The organism is Pseudomonas gingeri, assembly GCF_013385425.1.
Lineage (GTDB): Bacteria > Pseudomonadota > Gammaproteobacteria > Pseudomonadales > Pseudomonadaceae > Aquipseudomonas > Aquipseudomonas gingeri_D.
Window position 1 is genome coordinate 121,126 of sequence record NZ_JACAQA010000041.1, and the last position, 19,482, is coordinate 140,607.

At 63.0% G+C, this 19,482-nt stretch carries 17 protein-coding genes and 1 pseudogene; 9 read left to right on the top strand and 9 right to left on the bottom strand.

All coding sequences use genetic code 11. The annotated features are described in order from the left end of the window. Positions 1–126: 126 nt before the first annotated feature. A pseudogene (locus HX830_RS30460) lies at positions 127–399 on the bottom strand (LysR family transcriptional regulator); the annotation flags it as partial. A gap of 56 nt (positions 400–455) precedes the next feature. Further along, on the bottom strand, positions 456–1,121 hold the full coding sequence (gene yrfG / locus HX830_RS30465; protein ID WP_177104429.1) for a GMP/IMP nucleotidase: 666 nt from the start codon (positions 1,119–1,121) through the stop codon (positions 456–458). A gap of 89 nt (positions 1,122–1,210) precedes the next feature. On the opposite strand from yrfG, the gene nudE reads away from it, so the two are divergent. Both nudE and cysQ read left to right on the top strand, forming a co-directional pair. Then, complete coding sequence (nudE, locus tag HX830_RS30470; protein ID WP_177104431.1) at positions 1,211–1,777, top strand: ADP compounds hydrolase NudE; 567 nt, start codon at positions 1,211–1,213, stop codon at positions 1,775–1,777. Beyond that, the gene (gene cysQ, locus HX830_RS30475; RefSeq protein ID WP_177104433.1) at positions 1,774–2,616 is read left to right on the top strand and encodes a 3'(2'),5'-bisphosphate nucleotidase CysQ; all 843 of its coding nucleotides are present in this window, start codon (positions 1,774–1,776) and stop codon (positions 2,614–2,616) included. Before nudE ends, cysQ begins: the two co-directional genes overlap by 4 nt. Positions 2,617–2,702: 86 nt before the next feature. Here the strand turns inward: cysQ and HX830_RS30480 are convergent, their stop codons facing one another. From HX830_RS30480 to rfbB, 7 genes are all read right to left on the bottom strand, one after another. Next, positions 2,703–3,158, bottom strand: a complete 456-nt coding sequence (locus HX830_RS30480) for a YiiD C-terminal domain-containing protein (protein WP_103495418.1) — start codon at positions 3,156–3,158, stop codon at positions 2,703–2,705. 22 nt (positions 3,159–3,180) lie between these two features. After that, on the bottom strand, positions 3,181–4,569 hold the full coding sequence (locus HX830_RS30485) for a sigma-54-dependent transcriptional regulator (protein WP_152741645.1): 1,389 nt from the start codon (positions 4,567–4,569) through the stop codon (positions 3,181–3,183). Further along, entirely contained in the window at positions 4,566–6,380 is a 1,815-nt protein-coding gene (locus tag HX830_RS30490; protein ID WP_103495416.1) for a sensor histidine kinase, read from the bottom strand. The genes HX830_RS30485 and HX830_RS30490 overlap by 4 nt, the downstream gene beginning before the upstream one ends. Before the next feature lie 258 nt (positions 6,381–6,638). Further along, positions 6,639–7,523, bottom strand: a complete 885-nt coding sequence (rfbD, locus tag HX830_RS30495) for a dTDP-4-dehydrorhamnose reductase (protein WP_103495415.1) — start codon at positions 7,521–7,523, stop codon at positions 6,639–6,641. After that, a complete protein-coding gene (rfbC, locus tag HX830_RS30500) occupies positions 7,520–8,065 on the bottom strand; it encodes a dTDP-4-dehydrorhamnose 3,5-epimerase (protein ID WP_177104435.1) in 546 nt (181 codons plus the stop codon). Before rfbC ends, rfbD begins: the two co-directional genes overlap by 4 nt. Next, entirely contained in the window at positions 8,062–8,937 is an 876-nt protein-coding gene (rfbA, locus tag HX830_RS30505) for a glucose-1-phosphate thymidylyltransferase RfbA (protein WP_177104437.1), read from the bottom strand. The genes rfbC and rfbA overlap by 4 nt, the downstream gene beginning before the upstream one ends. Further along, positions 8,934–10,016, bottom strand: coding sequence for a dTDP-glucose 4,6-dehydratase (rfbB, locus tag HX830_RS30510; protein ID WP_177104439.1), 1,083 nt, complete (start codon positions 10,014–10,016; stop codon positions 8,934–8,936). The genes rfbA and rfbB overlap by 4 nt, the downstream gene beginning before the upstream one ends. A gap of 186 nt (positions 10,017–10,202) precedes the next feature. Between rfbB and HX830_RS30515 the strand changes: the two genes are divergently transcribed. The 7 genes from HX830_RS30515 to HX830_RS30540 all read left to right on the top strand — a co-directional run bounded on the left by HX830_RS30515 (position 10,203) and on the right by HX830_RS30540 (position 19,315). Further along, complete coding sequence (locus tag HX830_RS30515) at positions 10,203–13,115, top strand: aminotransferase (RefSeq protein WP_177104441.1); 2,913 nt, start codon at positions 10,203–10,205, stop codon at positions 13,113–13,115. A 233-nt stretch (positions 13,116–13,348) separates the two neighbouring features. Next, positions 13,349–14,227 (top strand): N-carbamoylputrescine amidase, encoded by an 879-nt coding sequence (gene aguB / locus HX830_RS30520; protein WP_177104443.1) that lies wholly within the window; start codon positions 13,349–13,351, stop codon positions 14,225–14,227. Positions 14,228–14,232: 5 nt separating this feature from the next. Beyond that, positions 14,233–15,339 carry an agmatine deiminase gene (gene aguA / locus HX830_RS30525; RefSeq protein ID WP_177104445.1) on the top strand — a complete coding sequence of 369 codons (1,107 nt, stop codon included), beginning with the start codon at positions 14,233–14,235 and terminating at the stop codon, positions 15,337–15,339. Between the two features lie 246 nt (positions 15,340–15,585). After that, on the top strand, positions 15,586–15,786 hold the full coding sequence (locus HX830_RS32270; protein WP_103495408.1) for a hypothetical protein: 201 nt from the start codon (positions 15,586–15,588) through the stop codon (positions 15,784–15,786). 195 nt (positions 15,787–15,981) lie between these two features. Beyond that, entirely contained in the window at positions 15,982–16,674 is a 693-nt protein-coding gene (locus HX830_RS30530) for a DsbA family protein (protein ID WP_152741641.1), read from the top strand. Positions 16,675–16,980: 306 nt separating this feature from the next. After that, positions 16,981–18,267, top strand: a complete 1,287-nt coding sequence (locus HX830_RS30535; protein ID WP_177104447.1) for an OprD family porin — start codon at positions 16,981–16,983, stop codon at positions 18,265–18,267. Between the two features lie 145 nt (positions 18,268–18,412). After that, the gene (locus HX830_RS30540) at positions 18,413–19,315 is read left to right on the top strand and encodes an alpha/beta hydrolase (protein ID WP_152741639.1); all 903 of its coding nucleotides are present in this window, start codon (positions 18,413–18,415) and stop codon (positions 19,313–19,315) included. The last annotated feature ends 167 nt before the right edge of the window (positions 19,316–19,482 follow it).

Below are 19,482 nucleotides of genomic sequence, written 5' to 3' on the forward strand. Positions count from 1 at the left end.
CGATCAAGCCTTGTTCGATGATCGTTGGTGGAGGGCGAAACAGGCTTCCGCCAAGGCCGAGCGTGGTGCTCCCCGGCGCATGATCAGGCCGAGGCGTGCCAGGGTCCGGGCTTCGGCGATGGGTTGCAGGCGCAGGGTACCGACCAGATTGCCGCGACAGGCGGCGGCTTCGGCCTGCAGGCCGTCGTAGGCCGCCAGCACGGTACGAGCCCAGGCCAGGACCCGTTCGCCAGGGGCGGTGAAACCTTCGAAACGCTGGCCGCGGTTGACCAGTTGCAGGTCGAGTTCTTCTTCCAGGCTGCGCAGGCGCATGGACAGCGTCGGCTGAGTGATGTGGCAGTGGCTGAAGTGTCGGGTCTCGTCCAGGGCAATCAGGAATTTCAGCTGTTTGATGTCCATCGTCGCTCCGCGGGCTGTACAGCCGGGGATTCTAGCGCGCCTGGCTTCGAACTTGCTTATTCCAGGCCTTCGATCAAGGTCCGGTAATCACCTACGGCGTTGAATTCCTCGGTGTCCTTGGGGCCCTTACGGCTGTCCGGCTCGCTGACCGCGAGCAAGTGCGCCACGCCGAAGCGCCGGGCGCTGCGCAGGATCGGCAAGGTGTCGTCGATAAACAGGCTGCGGGCCGGGTCGAAGTCGATATCGGCCTGCAAGGCGTCCCAGAACTGCGGGTCTTCCTTGGCGAAACCGTAGTCATGGGAACTGATCAAACGCTCGAAATACGGCGCCAGTTCGATGCGCTCCAGCTTCAATGACAAGGAATCGCGGTGGGCGTTGGTAATCAGGATGACCCGCTTGCCAGCCCGACGGATGGCTGCCAGGAAGGTATCGGCATCCGGGCGCAGCGCAATCAGATGGGCCGTCTCCAGCTTCAACTCACGCACCGGCAGCTTCAACTCGGCGCTCCAGAAGTCCAGGCAGTACCACTTCAACTGGCCGGCATGGTCCCTGAACAACGGCGTCAGCTCCTGCTCGGCCCGTTCCCGGCTGACACCATGCAGATCGGCATACCGCTGGGGCAGGTGCTCCATCCAGAAATGGTTGTCGTAGTGCAGGTCCAGCAGGGTGCCGTCCATATCCAGCAGAACGGTGTCGATGTCGCGCCAGGGCAATGAGGGCATGGGAAACTTCTCGAACGGTAAAGGATATCCGACACAGACAATCGGAAAAGCCACGGTATAGTAACCCGTTCACGCCCAGGAGCCGCCCCATGCGCCAGAAACCCACCGTCCTCGCCCGCGAAATCATCGCCAGCAGCCGTTTGTTCCGTGTCGAAGAAGTGCAACTGCGCTTTTCCAATGGCGTTGAGCGGACCTATGAGCGCCTGGTCGGCCGAGGCGCCGGTTACGGGGCGGTGATGATCGTGGCGATGATCGATGCCGAGCATGCCCTGCTGGTGGAGGAGTATTGCGGCGGCACCGACGAGTACGAGCTGTCCCTGCCCAAGGGCCTGATCGAGCCGGGCGAGGACGTGCTGGCGGCGGCCGAGCGTGAACTCAAGGAAGAAGCCGGTTATGGCGCGCGGCAACTGGAGCACCTGACCGAGCTGTCCTTGTCGCCCGGTTATATGAGCCAGAAGATCCAGGTGGTCCTGGCCACCGACCTGTATGAAGAGCGCCTGGAAGGCGACGAGCCGGAGCCGATGCGGGTCGAGCGCGTCAATCTGCGTGAGTTGTCCGCCCTGGTGCAGAACCCGCAGTTCAGCGAGGGGCGGGCCCTGGCGGCGTTGTACCTGGCGCGAGACCTGTTGACCCAGCGTGGAGTTTTTCAATCGTGAGTGAGTTTTTTTCGAATCTGCCGCACCCCTACCTGGCCCCGGTGATCGACCTGGCGCGCCGCGCCGGCGAGGTGATCCTGCCGTTCTGGCGGGCGAATGTGCAGGTCATGGACAAGGCCGATGCCTCGCCGGTGACCGCCGCCGATATCGCTGCCCATCACCTGATTCTCGATGGGTTGACGGCGCTGGACCCAAGCATCCCGGTGCTGTCCGAAGAGGACGCCGATATCGCCCTGGCCGTACGGGCCGGCTGGCAGCGCTGGTGGCTGGTGGACCCGTTGGACGGCACCAAGGAGTTTATCGCCGGTAGCGAAGAGTTCACGGTGAACATTGCCCTGATCGAGCAGGGCCGGGTGGTGTTTGGCGTGGTGTCGATGCCGACCAATGGTCGCTGCTATTTCGGCGGTGCCGGCCTGGGCGCCTGGCGTGCGGACGCCGACGCGGCGCCGCTGCCGATCCGGGTACGTGACGTGCCGGCGGCGGGCGAGGCGTTTACCGTGGTTGCCAGTCGCCGGCATTCGAGCCCGGAGCAGGAAAAATTGTTGGCGGGGCTGAGCAGTAGCTTGGGGGAACTGGCGTTGGCGAATATCGGCAGTTCGTTGAAGTTCTGCCTGCTGGCTGAAGGCGCGGCGGACTTTTATCCGCGCCTGGCGCCGACTTCGCAGTGGGATACGGCGGCGGCCCAGGGCGTGCTGGAAGGCGCGGGCGGCGAGGTGCTGGAGTTGAGCGGCGAACGCTTCAGCTATCCGCCGCGCGAATCATTGCTCAATCCGTTTTTCCTGGCGTTGCCGGCCAAGGCGCAGTGGCGTGGGCAGTTGCCGGACTTGTTGCGTAGCTGAAAGCAGCGCCGAACCCTGTGGGAGCAGGCTTGCCCGCGAAGAGGCCTCGCAGCCTTGCGCCGTCTACACGGACACCGCCGCACTCCTCAGCGGTGCAGCACGTACTGCCCGCTGAAGCGCACCGCCGCGTCCTCACTGCCCTCATTCACCACCCGCGTCTCAAGCGTCAACCGCGCCCGTCCATACCGCTGGTAGGTTGCGAGGAATTTCTTCCAGACCTTTTCCTGCGGCGCATCACAGATCGCCTGGGCATCCCCCGTCACCGGCAGTGGATAACCGATCTGCCCCTCCTGGATCACGATATGCCCATCCTCGATGCCGGCCTCGCGCAGGCTCAGGTGCAACCAGCCCCAGCCGGCCAGCACCGCGCCGCAATAGAGACTGCCGCCGAACATGGTGCTCTTGTGGTTGACGTTGGGTTCCAGCGGCAGGTGCAGGCGCAACTGCCCGGCCTGCCAATCCAGGACCTTCAGCTTCATGTCGCGGGTAAGCGGAATATCGTGATGGAGAACGGATTCCAGGTAACGACTGTCGCGGTTCATGCACTGACCTCTTGGCGGTGATTCATTCGAGTTCGTCGCTGGCGGCGGTGCCGACGCTGTCGAAGCTCAAACCGTGTTTGCGCAGCTTGTCGTGCAGGGTCTTGCGCGGAATACCCAAGGCTTCGGCCAGGCTGCGCAGCGAGCCGTGAGCGCGCGCCAGTTCGGCGGCGATCAGGGATTTCTCGAAGTGCTCCACCTGCTCGCTCAAGTTGCCGCCCGGGTGCCCGGCAATGTTCGTATCGAGATTTTCCGGCGTGTTGTCCAGGGCCAGTTCCAGGCCCAGGGCGAAGCGCTCCGCGGCATTTTGCAGTTCGCGGACATTGCCCGGCCAGGTATGCCGCAACAGCAGGCCGCGTTGCGCCGGTTGCAGGGTATGGGGCGGCAGGCCGTGGCGCGCGCTGGCTTCGTCGGCAAAGTGCTGGAACAGTATCAGCGCGTCTTCACCGCGTTCGCGCAGGGGCGGAATCCGCAGCGGCGCGACATTCAGGCGGTAGTACAGGTCAGCCCGGAAGCGCCCCTGGTCTGCCGCCTGGCGCAGGTCTTCCTTGGTGGCGGCGATCACGCGGATATCCAGGGGGATCTGCTGGTTGCCGCCGAGGCGTTCGACCACCCGCTCCTGCAACAGCCGCAGCAGCTTGACCTGTACGTCCAGGCTCATGCTTTCGATTTCATCGAGGAACAGGGTGCCGCCATTGGCGAATTCGAACTTGCCGATCCGGCGTTTCTGCGCCCCGGTAAAGGCCCCCGGTTCATGGCCGAAGAGCTCGCTTTCCACCACCGACTCGGCCAGGGCCCCGGCGTTGATCGCCACAAAGGGACCGTTGCGGCGGTTCGACAGGTCGTGCAGCGCCCGCGCCACGACCTCCTTGCCGGCGCCGGTCTCGCCGAGGATCAACACATCGGCGCGGGTCGCCGCCAGGGCGCCGATCTGTTCGCGCAGGCGCAGCATCAGCGGCGAGTGCCCGACCAGTCGCGCACTGAGTTCCTGGCGGTCACTCAACGCCAGGCGCAGGCTGCGGTTGTCCAGTACCAGGCGGCGCCAGGCCAGGGCCCGGCGTACGCTGTCGAGCAAAGCGTCGCTGGCGAAGGGCTTCTCGAGGAAGTCATAGGCGCCGGCCCGCATGGCCTCTACGGCCAGGGGCACATCGCCGTGACCGGTGATCAGCAGCACCGGCAGTTCCGGGTCCTGGTCATGCAGCTCCTTGAGCAGCTCCAGGCCATCCATGCCCGGCATGCGGATGTCGCTGACGATCACGCCTGGCCAGTCGCGCTCGATCTGCGCGGCCAGGCCCTGGGCTTCGGCCAGCGGCAGGATCTTCAGGCCGGCCAGGTCCAGGGTCTGGCTCAGGGCCTGGCGCAGGTGGGGATCGTCGTCGATCAGCACCACCTGGATCTGGTGGTCGATTTTCATACACTCGAGTCCTCGGGTGGTTGCAAGCTGACCCCGGGCGCGCCGGCGCGCATCCGCAGGGTGATCAAGGCGCCGCCGTCGCGGTGGTTGGCAAACAGTAACTCGCCACCGAAGGCGCGCATCAGCGAATCGCAGATCGCCAGCCCCAGGCCCAGGCCTTGGGTCCGCGTCTTGGTGGTGTAGAACGGCTCGCCGGCGCGGTCCAGGGCTTCCAGGCAGAAGCCCGGGCCATTGTCGCGAATCGTCAGGCTGACGCCCTGTTCGGAAGATTGCGCACTCAGCCAGAGCTTACGCGGCGGGCCCTTCTCAGTCAGGGCATCGAGGGCGTTGGCCAGCAGATTACCGAGCACCTGGCGTAGCCGGGTTTCGCCGGCCTGGACCCACAGGGCCGCCGCCGGCAGGTCGCGGATCAGTTCGACTTCCATGGCCCGCCGGCGCTTGGCCAGCAAGGCCAGGGCGTCGTCCAGGGCCGGCTGCAGGGCCACGCTTTCCGGGGCATGTCGGTCGCGGCGGGCGAAGGCGCGCAGGTGGGCGATGATCGAGGCCATGCGCCCGGTCAGTTCGCTGATCAGCTTGAGGTTGCCGCGGGCGTCGTCGGTGCGTTGGTGGTCGAGCAGCACTTCGGCGTTTTCCGCGTAGCTGCGGATCGCCGCCAGCGGCTGGTTGAGTTCGTGGCTGATACTCGCCGACATGGTGCCCAGGGCCGAAAGCTTGCCCGCCTGGACCAGGTCATCCTGGGCGCGCACCAGTTCCTGCTGGGCGTGTTCGCGCTCCAGCACTTCCTGTTTGAGACGGCGGTTGAGTCCTTCCAGGTCGCTGGTCCGTTCGGCCACGCGCATTTCCAGCTCGCGCCGGGCCTTGGCCTCGAAGGCGATCCGCTCCAGGTAATGGCGGCGCCGTTGCATCATCAGGCCGAGCAGCAGCATCAGCACCAGCAGGGTTGCGCCGCCGACCGCGACGACGGTGCGCACCGGACGGTCGACCAGGGTCCGCGGCGCGAGAATGCTCACGTTCCAGCCGGTTTCCTCGATCTGCTGGGTCTGGGTCAGCCAGGCATCGGGGTTGATGTTCAAGGGCTGGGGATTGCGGGTCGGGTAAGGTTGCACGGCGGTGATCGCATCGCGTTCCTGTTCGCTGAGCACGCGGGTCGAGCGGAAGCGCCATTCGGAGTGCGAGGTGAGAATGACCACGCCGTTATGGTCGGTCATCATCAACTGCTCCGGGGTCCTGCCCCAGAGGCTTTCGGTGCGGTCCAGATCAACCTTGACCACCAGCACGCCGATGATCTTTTGCCCTTCATGCACGGCCGCGGCAAAGAAGTAGCCGCGTTTGCCCGACGTGGTGCCGAGACCGAAGAAACGCCCCAGGCGCCCGGCCATGGCTTCGGTGAAGTAGGGGCGGAAGGCGAAGTTGCGATTGACGAAGCTGTCGTGTTTGTCCCAGTTGGAGGCCGCCAGGGTCTTGCCGTTGGTGTCCATCAGGTACATCACTTCGGCGCCGGTCTGGGCGCAGATACTCTCCAACAGGTTGTTGGCATTGGTCAGGCGCAGGCTCTGGTCCGGCTCTGCCAGGGCGTCGCGCAGGGCCGGCAGGTCGCCGAGGATTTGCGGCAGGACCTCATAGCGGTGCAGGGTACCCAGCAGGTTGGCGACATAGAGGTCGAGGGTCTGGCGGTTCTGGCTGACCAGTTCGTTGCGGTAGTAGCGCTCGGCCAGGTGCTCCAGCGGCCACAGCAGCGGCGCCAGGCACAGGAACAGCAGGGCGAGGCTGCGCCAGCGGGGTCTGCGGGGAAGGGTGGGGCTCGTGATCATGAAGAGAATGCGCCGGTAGAGTCCGACGCATTATGGGGTAGGGCACGCAATCAATAAATGACGGTCGCGCCGTCGCCCCTTCAATAGCGGCGTGACTCACGTGATTTCGGGTGGGGGCTTAGGCCCTGCGGGTTGAAACTGTGGTCGCGCCAGGCTGCGTTGCGGGACTTGGAGGGGCGGCAAGCATCTCCTGCGTCCCGCGCCTTGCCTGGCACGACCACAGCTCCAACGCGATCCGTCCTTTATTGATTGCGTGCCCTAGCCCTGCTCTGCAAGACACTCGCGTAATGCGGTGTGCCAGTCGGGCTGGGCAACCTGCCATTCGCGCAACAGGCGGCTGCAATCCAGGCGCGAGTTCAGCGGCCGGCGGGCAGGCGTCGGGTAGGCGCTGGAGGGGATGGCTTCGATCAGGGCGCAGGGCTTGTTCAGGGCCAGCAGTTGCTCGCCGATGGCCTGGGCAAAACCGAACCAGGAGGTTTCACCGCTGGCGGTCAGGTGATAGGTGCCCCAGGCCCCGGCGTGGCCGGCCTGCCAGCGTTCGATCAGGGCCCGGGTGCTGTTGGCGATGGTGCCGGCCCAGGTCGGCGCGCCGATCTGGTCGGCGACGATGCGCAGCTCCGGCTTTTCCTGCAACAACCGTTGCATGGTCAACAGGAAATTGCGCCCGTGATTGGAGTAGACCCAACTGGTGCGCAGGATCAGGTGCTGGCCCCGGGCTGCGGCGATGGCCCGTTCGCCGGTCAGCTTGCTGTCGCCGTAGACGCTCAACGGGTGGGTCGGGTCGTCTTCGGTGTAGGGTTCTTCCTTGCTGCCGTCGAACACATAGTCGGTGGAATAATGGATCAGCGGCACGCCCAGGTGGGCGGCTTCCTGGGCGAAGATGCCCGGCGCCGTGGCGTTGATGGCGAATGCCAGGTCGGGTTCGCTTTCGGCCTGGTCGACGGCGGTGTAGGCCGCCGCGTTGATGATCAGGTCGGGGCGCAGGGCGCGGACCTGTTGGCGAATCTGCTCCGGGTGCGCCAGGTCGAGCTGGTCGCGGCCCAGGACAATCAGTTCGCCCAGATCGGCGAGCCGCTGTTGCAGTGCGCGGGAGACTTGGCCGTGCTGGCCGCTGATAAGGATTTTCAGGGCTGAAGTACTCATTCGAACAAGTCGGCCTCGTGCAGGGTTTTACCGTTCAGGTCCTTGGCCGACAGCTGGGGGACACCGGCGAACTCCCAGTCGATGGCCAGGCTTGGATCGTCCCAGCGAATGCAGCGTTCGGCGCTGGGGGTGTAGTAGTCGGTGGTCTTGTAGAGGAACTCGGCGGACTCGCTGAGGACCACGAAGCCGTGGGCGAACCCCTCGGGTATCCACAGTTGGCGGTTGTTTTCGGCGGACAGGCGCACCGCCACCCACTGGCCGAAATGGGGTGAGCTGCGGCGAATGTCCACGGCCACATCCAGTACTTCGCCGGCAATCACCCGCACCAGCTTGCCCTGGGTGTTTTCCAACTGGTAATGCAGGCCGCGCAGGACCCCTTGCTGCGAGCGCGAATGGTTGTCCTGGACGAACGAAACGTCGAGTCCCGTCGCGTCCTGGAACGTCCGGGCATTGAAGCTTTCATAGAAAAAACCGCGCTCGTCGCCAAAGACCTTGGGTTCGAGGATCAGCACCCCCGGCAGACGGGTCGGCGTTGCTTTCATCGGTGTTCTCCCGCGACGGTATACAGGTATTGCCCATAACCGGTCTTGCCGAAGTATTTGGCCCGCTCCAGCAGATACTCACGGTCGATCCAGCCGTTCTGGTAGGCGATCTCTTCCAGGCAGGCGACTTTCAGGCCCTGGCGATGCTCGATGGTCTGCACGTACTGCGAGGCTTCCAGCAGGCTGTCGTGGGTGCCGGTATCGAGCCAGGCAAAGCCGCGCCCGAAGCGTTCGACATGCAGGTCGCCGCGCTTGAGGTAGGCGTTGTTGACGTCGGTGATTTCCAGCTCGCCGCGAGGCGAAGGCTTGACCGCCTTGGCCACCTTGATGACGTCGTTGTCATAGAAATACAGGCCGGTGACCGCATAGCTGGACTTCGGCTGGGCCGGTTTTTCCTCGATGGAAAGGGCACGACCTTCGCTGTCGAAATCGATCACACCGAAGCGTTCCGGGTCCTTGACCCAGTAGCCGAAGACCGTCGCACCGCTCGGCCGGCGCGCGGCGTGTTTCAACTGGTCGCCAAAATGCTGGCCGTGGAAGATGTTGTCGCCCAGGATCAGGCACACCGGATCGTCGCCGATAAAGTCTTCCCCGATCAGGAACGCCTGGGCCAGACCGTCCGGAGACGGTTGCTCGGCGTAGCTCAGGTGCACCCCGAACTGGCTGCCGTCGCCCAGCAGGTTGCGGTACTGCGGCAGATCCTGGGGCGTGGAAATCACCAGGATTTCGCGGATACCGGCCAGCATCAGCACCGAGATCGGGTAGTAGATCATCGGTTTGTCGTAGATCGGCAGCAACTGCTTGGAAACGCCGAGGGTAATCGGGTGCAGTCGGGTGCCAGAGCCACCCGCGAGGACAATGCCTTTCATCATGCCAAGAGTTCCTTATGGTCAAGCGCGCCGAGGCGCTCTCCTTGATAGCTACCATCCTGGACGCGACGGCACCATTCCAGGTTCTCCAGATACCACTGCACGGTCTTGCGCAGACCGCTTTCGAAGGTTTCCTCAGGGGTCCAGCCCAGCTCGCGCTCGATCTTGCCGGCGTCGATGGCATAGCGCAGGTCGTGGCCCGGGCGATCCTTGACGAAGGTGATCAGGTCGGCGAATTTTTCCACGCCGGCCGGGCGCGTCGGCGCCAGCTCTTCCAGCAGGCCGCAGATCCCGCGTACCACATCGATATTCTTCTGCTCGTTATGGCCGCCGATATTGTAGGTCTCGCCCACCACGCCGTCGGTCACTACCTTGAACAGGGCGCGGGCGTGGTCTTCGACATACAGCCAGTCGCGCACTTGCAGACCGTCGCCATATACCGGCAGCGGCTTGCCGGCCAGGGCGTTGAGGATCACCAGCGGGATCAGCTTTTCCGGGAAGTGGAACGGGCCGTAGTTGTTCGAGCAGTTGGTCAGCAGCACCGGCAGGCCATAGGTGCGGTGCCAGGCGCGGACCAGGTGATCGGACGCCGCCTTGCTCGCGGAGTACGGCGAGCTGGGGGCGTACGGGGTGGTCTCGGTGAACAGGTCATCGACGCCATGCAGGTCGCCATACACTTCGTCGGTGGAAATATGGTGGAAGCGGAACGCGCTTTTCTCGGGTTCGGGCAGTTTCGACCAGTAGCCACGGGCGGCTTCCAGCAGGCTGTAGGTGCCGACGATATTGGTCTGGATAAAGTCCGACGGGCCGTCGATGGAGCGGTCGACGTGGGATTCGGCTGCCAGGTGCATGATGGCATGGGGTTCGAAGCGCGCCAGCACCGCGCTGACGGTGGCCTGGTCGACGATATCGGCCTGGACGAACTCATAGCGACTGTCCGTGGCGATGCTGCTCAGTGATTCCAGGTTGCCGGCGTAGGTGAGCTTGTCCAGGTTAAGGACCTCGTGCCCGGTGTGGCGGATCAGGTGCCGGATCAGGGCCGAGCCAATAAAACCGGCGCCGCCGGTGACTAGAATTCGCATATCGGTGTGCCTTCTTCCTTAAGCAGACTCAAGCTGGATGGAGCATAGCTTGTGGGCAGGCGTTCAGCGGTGCAAGTGTCATGGCGATGTATCCATCTTCAGACGGCTGGCTTTAGTGCCGTACTTGCGTCTTGGCGGCACCAATGGCGATATAGGCAGCCAATAAAAACTTCAGGGAGTTGTTCCATGTTGCTCACCACGTTGATTCACCGCGCCAGCCTGCCCAGCCCGAATGTCTCGGCGCAGCAGGCGCTGAACCTGCTTGAGGAGCACTATGGCCTTTCTGGAACGCTGCGGGCACTGGGTAGCCAACAGGACGTCAATTACCGTGTCGACAGCGACCAAGGCTGTTTTGTCCTGAAAATCTGCCATGGCGACTACGCCACGCTGGAATTACAGGCCCAGCATGCCGGCCTGGCTCACCTGGAGGGGCGCGCCGGCTTGCGGGTGCCGCGGGTGATTGCCGCGCGCAACGGCCAGGACCTGCTGTCCCTGGTGCTGGACGGCCAGCCTGTGCACGTGCGATTGCTGGAGTATATCGAAGGCCAGTCGCTGACCCATCTCAAGCATCTGGGCCGTGACCTGGTGGTGGGCCTGGGGCAACTCTGCGGGCAAATGGACCTGGCCCTGGCCGACTTCCAGCACCCGGGCCTGACGCGCACCCTGCAATGGGATCCCCAGCATGCTGCCGCATTGATCGAGCACCTGCTGCTGGTGCTTAAGGATACGGATCAGCAAACGCGGGTTCGTGACGCCGCCGCACAGGCCCGGCACCGCCTGCAGCCTCTGGTCGAGGCCTTGCCGGTCCAGGCCATTCATCTGGATATCACTGACGACAACGTGGTCTGGCGCCGTGATGCCCAGCGCCACTGGCAACTGCAGGGCGTGATCGACTTCGGCGATCTGGTCCGGACCTGGCGCATCGCCGACCTGTCGGTGACCTGCGCGGCGCTGCTGCACCATGCCGAAGGCGACCCCTTTGTGATTCTGCCGGCGCTCCAGGCCTATCACGCGGTCAACCCATTGCAACGCGAAGAACTGCTCGCACTCTGGCCGTTGATCGTGGCGCGGGCGGCGGTGCTGGTGCTCAGCGGCGAACAGCAGGTCGGCATCGACCCGGGCAACACCTACAGTCGCGATAACCTGGCCCACGAGTGGGAAATCTTCCAGGTGGCGACCTCGGTGCCATTTGAACTGATGGAGGCCGCGATCCTGACGGCCGTCGAAGAGCGCCTGGCGCCGGTTGCCGGCGAAGGTTTCGCGCCCTTGCTGCCCGAGCTGGTGGGCCGCGAGTTCGCCTTGATCGACCTGGGCGTGCTCAGCCCGCATTTCGAGGCGGGAAACTGGGAGCAGAGCGGCATCGACGAACGCTTGCTGGCCGAGGCGGCTGCGGCCCATGGCCTGGCGGCCAGTCGCTACGGACAATATCGCCTGTCGCGCACCCGGCCCGACAGCGCCAGCGAGCCGGACACCTTTCCCTTGCATGTGGACTTGCAGGTACCGGGCGGCACCACCGTGGAGTCGCCATTTGCCGGGACCCTGCGGATCATGGCCGATGGCGCCCTGCTATTGGCCAGCGCGCAACTGAGCGTGCGGCTGTGGGGAGTCAAGGCGTCCCTCAGGTCCGGTGCCGCCGTGGTCAAGGGCCAGGTACTGGGCGAGGCCGGCGGTGCTCTGCGGGTGCAACTGTGCCGCCACGCCGATCTCACCCCACCGTTGTTTTGTACACCGTCGCGGGCCGCCGCCTGGCAGGCGCTGTGCCCGTCGCCGGCGACCTTGCTGGGACTGGCCTGCGATGCCGAGCCCGAGCTGGACTCGGCGGACCTGCTGGCCCGCCGGGACGCCAGTTTCGCCCGCACACAAAAGCACTACTACGTCGACCCGCCGCGCATCGAGCGCGGCTGGCGCAACCACCTGATCGACATGCAGGGCCGTTCCTACCTGGACATGCTCAACAACGTCGCCGTGCTGGGCCACGGTCATCCGCGCATGGCCGCCGAGGCGGCGCGGCAGTGGTCGCTGCTCAATACCAACTCGCGCTTCCACTACGCCGCCGTGACCGAGTTCTCCGAACGACTGCTGGCCCTGGCGCCGGACTCAATGGACCGGGTGTTCCTGGTCAACAGCGGCACCGAGGCCAACGACCTGGCGATTCGCCTGGCCTGGGCCTACAGCGGCGGACGCGACATGCTCAGCGTGCTGGAGGCCTACCACGGCTGGTCGGTGGCGGCGGATGCGGTGTCCACTTCCATCGCCGACAATCCCAAGGCCCTGAGCAGCCGCCCGGACTGGGTGCATCCGGTGACCGCGCCCAACACCTATCGTGGGGCGTTCCGCGGCAGCGCCAGTGCGCCGGACTACGTGCGCAGCGTGGAACACAACCTGGCCAGGCTGGCGGAAGAAAATCGCCAGTTGGCGGGCTTTATCTGCGAGCCAGTGTATGGCAATGCCGGCGGTATCTCGTTGCCGCCGGGTTACTTGCAGCAGGTCTATGCGCTGGTCCGGGCCCAGGGCGGCGTGTGTATCGCCGATGAGGTGCAGGTCGGCTACGGACGCATGGGCAAGTTCTTCTGGGGTTTCGAGGAGCAGGGCGTGGTGCCGGATATCATCACCATGGCCAAGGGCATGGGCAACGGCCAGCCCCTGGGTGCGGTGATCACCCGCCGGGAGATCGCCGAGGCGCTGGAGGCCGAGGGTTATTTCTTCTCGTCTTCCGGCGGCAGCCCGGTCAGTTGCCGGATCGGCATCGCCGTGCTCGACGTGATGGCCGAGGAAAAACTCTGGGAAAACGCCCAGGTGGTGGGCGGCTATTTCAAGGAGCGCCTGGAAGCACTGATCGACCGTTATCCGCTGGTGGGCGCGGTGCACGGTTCCGGTTTCTACCTCGGCGCGGAGCTGATCCGCAATCGCGAAACCCTGGAGCCGGCGACCGAAGAGACTGCGCTGTTGTGCGATCGCCTGCGTGAACTGGGGATCTTCATGCAACCCACCGGCGACTACCTCAACATCCTCAAGATCAAGCCGCCGATGTGTACCAGTCGTCGTAGCGTGGATTTCTTTGTCGACATGCTGTCCAAGGTGCTCGACGAAGGCCTGTAAAAAGCATCGCCGGCTTGCCGGCGATAGCGATAGATCAGTCAAGGTAAATCTCGATTCTTATCGGTAAAAATAACATCAGATACATCTGTTTTTAATTTTTTATCTTTAAAAGCCGATTTTTATCGGCTATAAAGTCGCCATCACCTAGGCCGGACCCATCACGCCCGGCTATTCTCAATCTGTCATCGGTCGATGCCTAGAATCGCCCACCGCATTCGCCCAGGAGATGATCCATGAGTCGTATCGTTACCGTTGCCGCCACCCAGATGGCCTGTTCCTGGGATCTCGAAGCCAATCTCGAAACCGCCGAAAAACTGGTGCGCGAAGCGGCCGCCAAGGGTGCGCAGATCATCCTGATCCAGGAACTGTTCGAAACCCCGTACTTCTGCCAGAAGCCGAACCCGGACTACCTGCAACTGGCGACCCCGGTGGAAGACAACATCGCCATCAAGCACTTCCAGAAGGTTGCCAAAGAACTGCAAGTGGTGCTGCCCATCAGCTTCTTCGAACTGGCCGGCCGTGCGCGCTTCAACAGCATCGCGATCATCGACGCCGATGGCAGCAACCTCGGGGTTTATCGGAAAAGCCATATCCCGGACGGCCCTGGCTACCACGAGAAGTACTACTTCAATCCGGGCGACACCGGTTTCAAAGTGTGGGACACCCGCTACGCGAAGATCGGCGTGGGCATCTGCTGGGACCAGTGGTTCCCCGAGTGCGCCCGCAGCATGGCCCTGCAAGGCGCGGAGATCCTCTTCTACCCGACCGCCATCGGCAGCGAGCCGCACGACAAGAGCATCTCTTCGCGCGATCACTGGCAGCGCGTGCAACAAGGCCATGCCGGCGCCAACCTGATGCCGCTGATCGCCAGCAACCGCATCGGCAACGAAGAGCAGGACGGCTACGACATCACCTTCTACGGCTCCTCGTTCATCGCCAATCAATTCGGCGAGAAGGTCGAGGAACTCAACGAAACCGAAGAAGGCATCCTGGTCCACAGCTTCGACCTTGATGAACTGGAACACACACGCAGTGCCTGGGGCTCGTTCCGCGACCGCCGACCGAACCTGTACGGCGCACTGAAAACCCTCGACGGATCCCTGGAGTCCTGATCGCCATGACCACTTTGAACAGCACACCACGCGCCGACGGCTTCCATATGCCCGCCGAATGGGCGCCACAAACCCAGGCCTGGATGATCTGGCCCGAGCGCCCGGACAACTGGCGCCTGGGCGGCAAGCCGGCGCAGGCCGCCCATGCCGCCGTGGCCCGGGCCATTGCGCGTTTCGAACCGGTGACGGTGGCGGTGTCCGCCGCTCAGTATGAAAACGCCCGGGCGCGCCTCGACGTGCCGAATATCCGTCTGGTGGAAATGTCCAGCGACGACGCCTGGGTCCGTGACAGCGGCCCGACCTTTGTCATCAACGACCAGGGTGAAGTGCGCGGCGTCAACTGGGGCTTCAATGCCTGGGGCGGTTTCGACGGCGGCCTCTATGCGCCGTGGAACCGCGACGAACAGGTAGCCGGCAAGATCCTCGAAATCGAGCGCTGCCCGCGTTACCAGACCGAAGGCTTCGTGCTCGAAGGCGGCTCGATCCATGTCGACGGCGAAGGCACGGTGATCACCACCGAGGAATGCCTGCTCAATCGCAACCGCAACCCGCACCTGACCCGCGAAGCCATCGAGCAGGTGCTTGCCGAGCACCTGGCGGTGGACAAGGTGATCTGGCTGCCGGACGGCCTGTTCAACGACGAAACCGACGGCCATGTGGATAACTTCTGCTGCTACGTGCGCCCGGGTGAGGTGTTGCTGGCCTGGACCGACGATCCGCAAAACCCCAACTACCCACGCTGCCAGGCGGCCATGAAGGTGCTGGAAAGCAGCCGTGATGCCAAGGGTCGCCCCTTTACAGTGCACAAAATGCCGATTCCGGGGCCGCTGTATGCCACTGAAGAGGAATGCGTCGGAGTGGACGCGGTGGCGGGCAGCCAGGAGCGTAACCCCTCGGTACGCCTGGCCGGCTCCTACGTGAACTTCCTGATCGTCAACGGCGGCATCATCGCGCCGAGCTTCGATGACCCGCAGGACAGCGTGGCCAAGGAAATCCTGCAGAACCTGTTTCCACAACACGAGGTGGTGATGGTGCCAGGGCGTGAGTTGTTACTGGGGGGCGGAAATATCCATTGCCTTACACAACAACAACCTGCGCCACACAAAGGTTGAGTGAAGTTGTAACAAAAGATGCATTGCTACAAATGATGGCACTTTTCAATCACCGTTAAGCGACCCCCTGTCAAACCCGCAGCCCTTACAGACTGCGGGTTTTTTTTGGTTTTCCGACTGCTGAACTGGCACTTTGGCATAGCTCTTGTATCAGCTTGGTTTATATGACGGAGCGTTTTCTACAATTCAACGTTCTGTCATAAACCTTAAGTAAGTTAGCCGCTCATGAACCAGGAGAGCGCTGAGATGAACGTAGCCAGTGAGCGGGTTTCGCACCCTCTGTCGGTGACGAGCGAGTCGCTTCAAGTCCTGGCTCAGTGGTTGAAAAGCAATGGAACGCGTACCACCCGTGCTCAGGATCCTCGTCGGATGATTACCGACCGTTACCCCGCAGGCTTGTTCAGCGATGCTGAATTGGAGGTCTTGCTCGGGGTTTTACAGGGTTAAAAGGACTTTGCAGAAAAACGCCGCTGGCCGGAGCGATCCGGGCAGCGGCGTTTTTTTATGGCTGTTCCCTGGGGGGCGGGTCGGTTGATTCGACCGGTTTGCGCAATAAACCAGGAGTCATTCCGGCGTTTTTCGATGGGCCGCCAGCGACTAGTCTGAAGGTATCGAACTCATTGATACCTTCGGGAGATCTCCATGGCTGCCACGAGCGTCCTTCACTACATCTACGATCCCTTGTGCGGTTGGTGCTACGGCGCCAAACCGCTGATCCAGGCCGCCAGTCAGGTGTTGCCCGTGGCCTTGCATGGCGGCGGCATGATGGCTGGTAACAACCGCCAGTTCGTCTCCTCTAACCTGCGCGACTACGTCATGCCCCACGACCGGCGGATTGCCGAGTACACCGGCCAACCGTTTGGCCAGGGCTATTTCGAGGGGTTGCTGCGTGACTCGTCGGCGATCTTCGATTCCACACCGCCGACCCGTGCGGTCCTCGCTGCTGAACAACTGCAAGGGCGCGGGCTGGAGATGCTGGGCCGCCAGCAGACCGCGCACTACGTCGAGGGGCAGCGCCTGGCCGATGTGGAGGTCCTGCTGGCGTTGGCCGCCGAACTGGGCTTTGAAGCGCAAGCGTTCAAGGCCGCTTTTGAGCGGAACAGCGATGCGGTGGCGGCGGAACATTTCAAGCAAAGCCGTGCCTTGTTGTCCCGGGTCGGCGGCCAGGGTTTTCCGACCCTGGCGCTGGAGCAGGAGGGGCGTTTCAGCCTGATCGATATCGGTCCTTACCTGGGCAAACCCGACGCGTTCGTCGCCTGGCTCAGTCAATCGCTGGCGCCCACCACCCCGGCCGCCACGGGGCCATCCTGTGGCCTGGAGGGGTGTTCGTCCTGAAGAAGGCGAGGTCGTGAGGGGAAAGCGACGTCGCCCGGAGATAAAGGGCAGTCGGTGGCGGATATGCCTTTTTTCGAGGTTGTCTCGCTAATCCCTTCTATTCTCAGGTGTTTCACGAAATTGACACAATACTCGTGTCGCGGATAGGATTCGCTCTACGCCTGTGGCTATACGCCATACACTTAAAATAATAAAAGGCCCGCTGCATTCATTGCAGGCGGGTCTTTTTGTTTTTGCGTGAAGCATCAACACAACATTTCAGCTCGAAGCCGCAGGGCGTTTCATCCAGAGATTAAGGAATAAAACATGTTGAACAAACGGATCGGCCTGCTCGCATTGAGCATCCTCGGCGCTACCCAGGCCATGGCCAGTGACCAATCGGACTCCAAGGGTTTCGTTGACGACAGCCACCTGAACGTCCTGCTGCGTAACGCCTACATCAACCGCGATTACAAAAGCGGCGCCGACGACAAGATCGAATGGGGCCAAGCGGCCATCGCTACTTTCAAGTCCGGCTTCACCCAAGGCACCGTAGGTGTGGGTGTTGATGCTTTCGGCCAGTACGCTGTGCGTCTGGACGGCGGTCGCGGTGAGACCGGTGCGCAAGGTATCGACTTCTTCAAGCAGGACAACAACGGCAACCCGGCCAAAGACCTGGCTCAGGGCGGCGCCGCGGTGAAATTCCGTCTGTCCAACACCGTGCTGACCTACGGTGACCAGATGCCGGCTCTGCCGCTGCTGAACTACGACAACTCCCGCCTGCTGTCGGAAAGCTACACCGGTACCTTGATCACCTCCAAAGAGATCAAAGGCCTGGAACTGAATGCCGGTCACTTCACCGCCGAATCGCGTAAAAGCGCCGAAGGTCGTGACAGCGGCGGCCTGAAAGGCATCGACATCCTGGGTGGTAGCTACCAGTTCACCGATCAGTTCAAGGCAGCCTTGTACGCTTCCGACGTCGACGAAGTGCTGAAGAAGCAGTACCTGAACCTGAACTACGTGTTCCCGATCGCGTCGGACCAGTCCCTGACCCTGGACTTCAACGGCTACCGCACCCAGCTGGACCGTGGCTACGCCGCAGAGCAGAACGCTCAAGGTCGCGACAACAAGATCTGGAGCCTGGCCGCTACCTACGCCCTCGGCGCTCACTCGTTCACCATCGCCCACCAGAGCAGCACCGGTTCGAGCGTGCTGGGCTACCCGTACGGCGGTTACCAGCAAGGTCAGGGTCGCGTTGGCGACGGTGGCAACACCATCAACCTGGCGAACTCCTACTGGTCGGACTTCAACGCTGCTGACGAGCGTTCCTGGCAGGTGGGCTACGGTCTGGACTTCGCCACCTTCGGCGTTCCGGGCCTGACCTACAACGTGGCCTACGTCCGTGGCGACAACATCACCACCTCCACCAGCACCGGTGGTACCGAGCGCGAGTTCTTCAACCAGGTCAAATACGTGGTCCAGAGTGGCCCGGCGAAAGACCTGAGCGTGAAGCTGCGTAGCTCGATCCTGCGTGTCTCGGAGAAATCCAGCGAGTACAACGTGGGCGGTAACGAAGTACGTGTGTTCGTCGACTACCCGATCAACGTGTTCTGATCGAGCGACATAGCTGTAGCGACCTGATCCCAGGTTGAAAAAAACGCCCCGACTGGTTCGGGGCGTTTTTGTTTGTGCGCGCGCTTGCGAGTAATCTGTCGGCTTTGTGAGCCAATGCATTCCTTGCAAGCGAGACCCGGGCGCCATGACCCTCAGAACCTTTATCGCCCGTCGCCGCTGGTTGTCCCTGGGGTTGCTGGCGGTTTTTCTTGCCGTCGGGCTGCCTTATGGGTGTTCGCGGCTGGCTTATAAAGAGCGCGAGCTGCTGTTCAATGTCCAGCCAGGCACGGCGAGCTGGTTCAGCGGCGTACCGGCGGGGGTCAGGGAGCTGCGGATTCCCATCAGCGACGGGGTGGCCGGTTCCGACTATCTGCATGCCTGGTGGTGGCCGTCGAGCCGGGCGAATGCGCCGGCCATCCTCTACCTGCACGGCACCCGTTGGAACCTGACGGCGCAGGTCGGGCGGATCACCCAATTGCGCGACCTGGGTTTCTCGGTACTGGCCATCGACTATCGCGGCTTTGGCGACAGCCCCGGCAGCCTGCCTTCCGAACGCAGCGTCTACCAGGACGCGGACAATGCCTGGAAGCGCCTGGTGCAACTGCAACCCGATGTCCACAAACGTTATATCTACGGCCACTCCCTGGGTGGCGCGGTGGCGGTGGACCTCGCCGAACGTCTGGCCGGCGACAAGGCGGCGCCCAAGGCCACGGGCTTGATCATCGAGTCGACCTTTACCGACCTGGGCGATGCGGCCCGGGCGGCGATCCCGACCTCGCTGCCGGTCAGCTGGATTCTCTCGGAGAAATTCGACTCCATCGACAAGATCAACCAGATCGATATCCCGGTGCTGATCGTCCATGGCACCGACGATCCCTATGTCCCCTCGCGCTTCAGCCAGGCCCTGTATGAAGCCGCCGCGCAGCCCAAACAATTGCTGCTGATAAAGGGCGGTAACCATATCAACAGCATGACCCTTGGCAGCCGCGAATATGCCAAGGCCTTGCGGCAGGCATTCGAAGGTTTTGCGTCGCCCGTGGCGCGATAACGTTTCAGGCAAAAAACACGCGCAAACCCCAATAGACATTGCGTTCCGTGGATAAGGTACTAGCTTTATGCCTGCACGGATTGCAGCTGTTGGATGCTTATGCCATTGCGCCTGCTCCCCGCCTCTTTCCTGTGCCCAAACCACGAAGTTCACGGTTGCTCCGCAGG

Excerpts from the sequence above, each read along its gene's own strand:
- yrfG (WP_177104429.1), bottom strand. The coding sequence starts at position 1,121 with ATGCCCTCATTGCCCTGGCGCGACATCGACACCGTTCTGCTGGATATG.
- nudE (WP_177104431.1), top strand. The coding sequence starts at position 1,211 with ATGCGCCAGAAACCCACCGTCCTCGCCCGCGAAATCATCGCCAGCAGC.
- HX830_RS30480 (WP_103495418.1), bottom strand. The coding sequence starts at position 3,158 with ATGAACCGCGACAGTCGTTACCTGGAATCCGTTCTCCATCACGATATT.
- HX830_RS30485 (WP_152741645.1), bottom strand. The coding sequence starts at position 4,569 with ATGAAAATCGACCACCAGATCCAGGTGGTGCTGATCGACGACGATCCC.
- HX830_RS30490 (WP_103495416.1), bottom strand. The coding sequence starts at position 6,380 with ATGATCACGAGCCCCACCCTTCCCCGCAGACCCCGCTGGCGCAGCCTC.
- rfbD (WP_103495415.1), bottom strand. The coding sequence starts at position 7,523 with ATGAGTACTTCAGCCCTGAAAATCCTTATCAGCGGCCAGCACGGCCAA.
- rfbC (WP_177104435.1), bottom strand. The coding sequence starts at position 8,065 with ATGAAAGCAACGCCGACCCGTCTGCCGGGGGTGCTGATCCTCGAACCC.
- rfbA (WP_177104437.1), bottom strand. The coding sequence starts at position 8,937 with ATGATGAAAGGCATTGTCCTCGCGGGTGGCTCTGGCACCCGACTGCAC.
- rfbB (WP_177104439.1), bottom strand. The coding sequence starts at position 10,016 with ATGCGAATTCTAGTCACCGGCGGCGCCGGTTTTATTGGCTCGGCCCTG.
- HX830_RS30515 (WP_177104441.1), top strand. The coding sequence starts at position 10,203 with ATGTTGCTCACCACGTTGATTCACCGCGCCAGCCTGCCCAGCCCGAAT.
- aguB (WP_177104443.1), top strand. The coding sequence starts at position 13,349 with ATGAGTCGTATCGTTACCGTTGCCGCCACCCAGATGGCCTGTTCCTGG.
- aguA (WP_177104445.1), top strand. The coding sequence starts at position 14,233 with ATGACCACTTTGAACAGCACACCACGCGCCGACGGCTTCCATATGCCC.
- HX830_RS32270 (WP_103495408.1), top strand. The coding sequence starts at position 15,586 with ATGAACGTAGCCAGTGAGCGGGTTTCGCACCCTCTGTCGGTGACGAGC.
- HX830_RS30530 (WP_152741641.1), top strand. The coding sequence starts at position 15,982 with ATGGCTGCCACGAGCGTCCTTCACTACATCTACGATCCCTTGTGCGGT.
- HX830_RS30535 (WP_177104447.1), top strand. The coding sequence starts at position 16,981 with ATGTTGAACAAACGGATCGGCCTGCTCGCATTGAGCATCCTCGGCGCT.
- HX830_RS30540 (WP_152741639.1), top strand. The coding sequence starts at position 18,413 with ATGACCCTCAGAACCTTTATCGCCCGTCGCCGCTGGTTGTCCCTGGGG.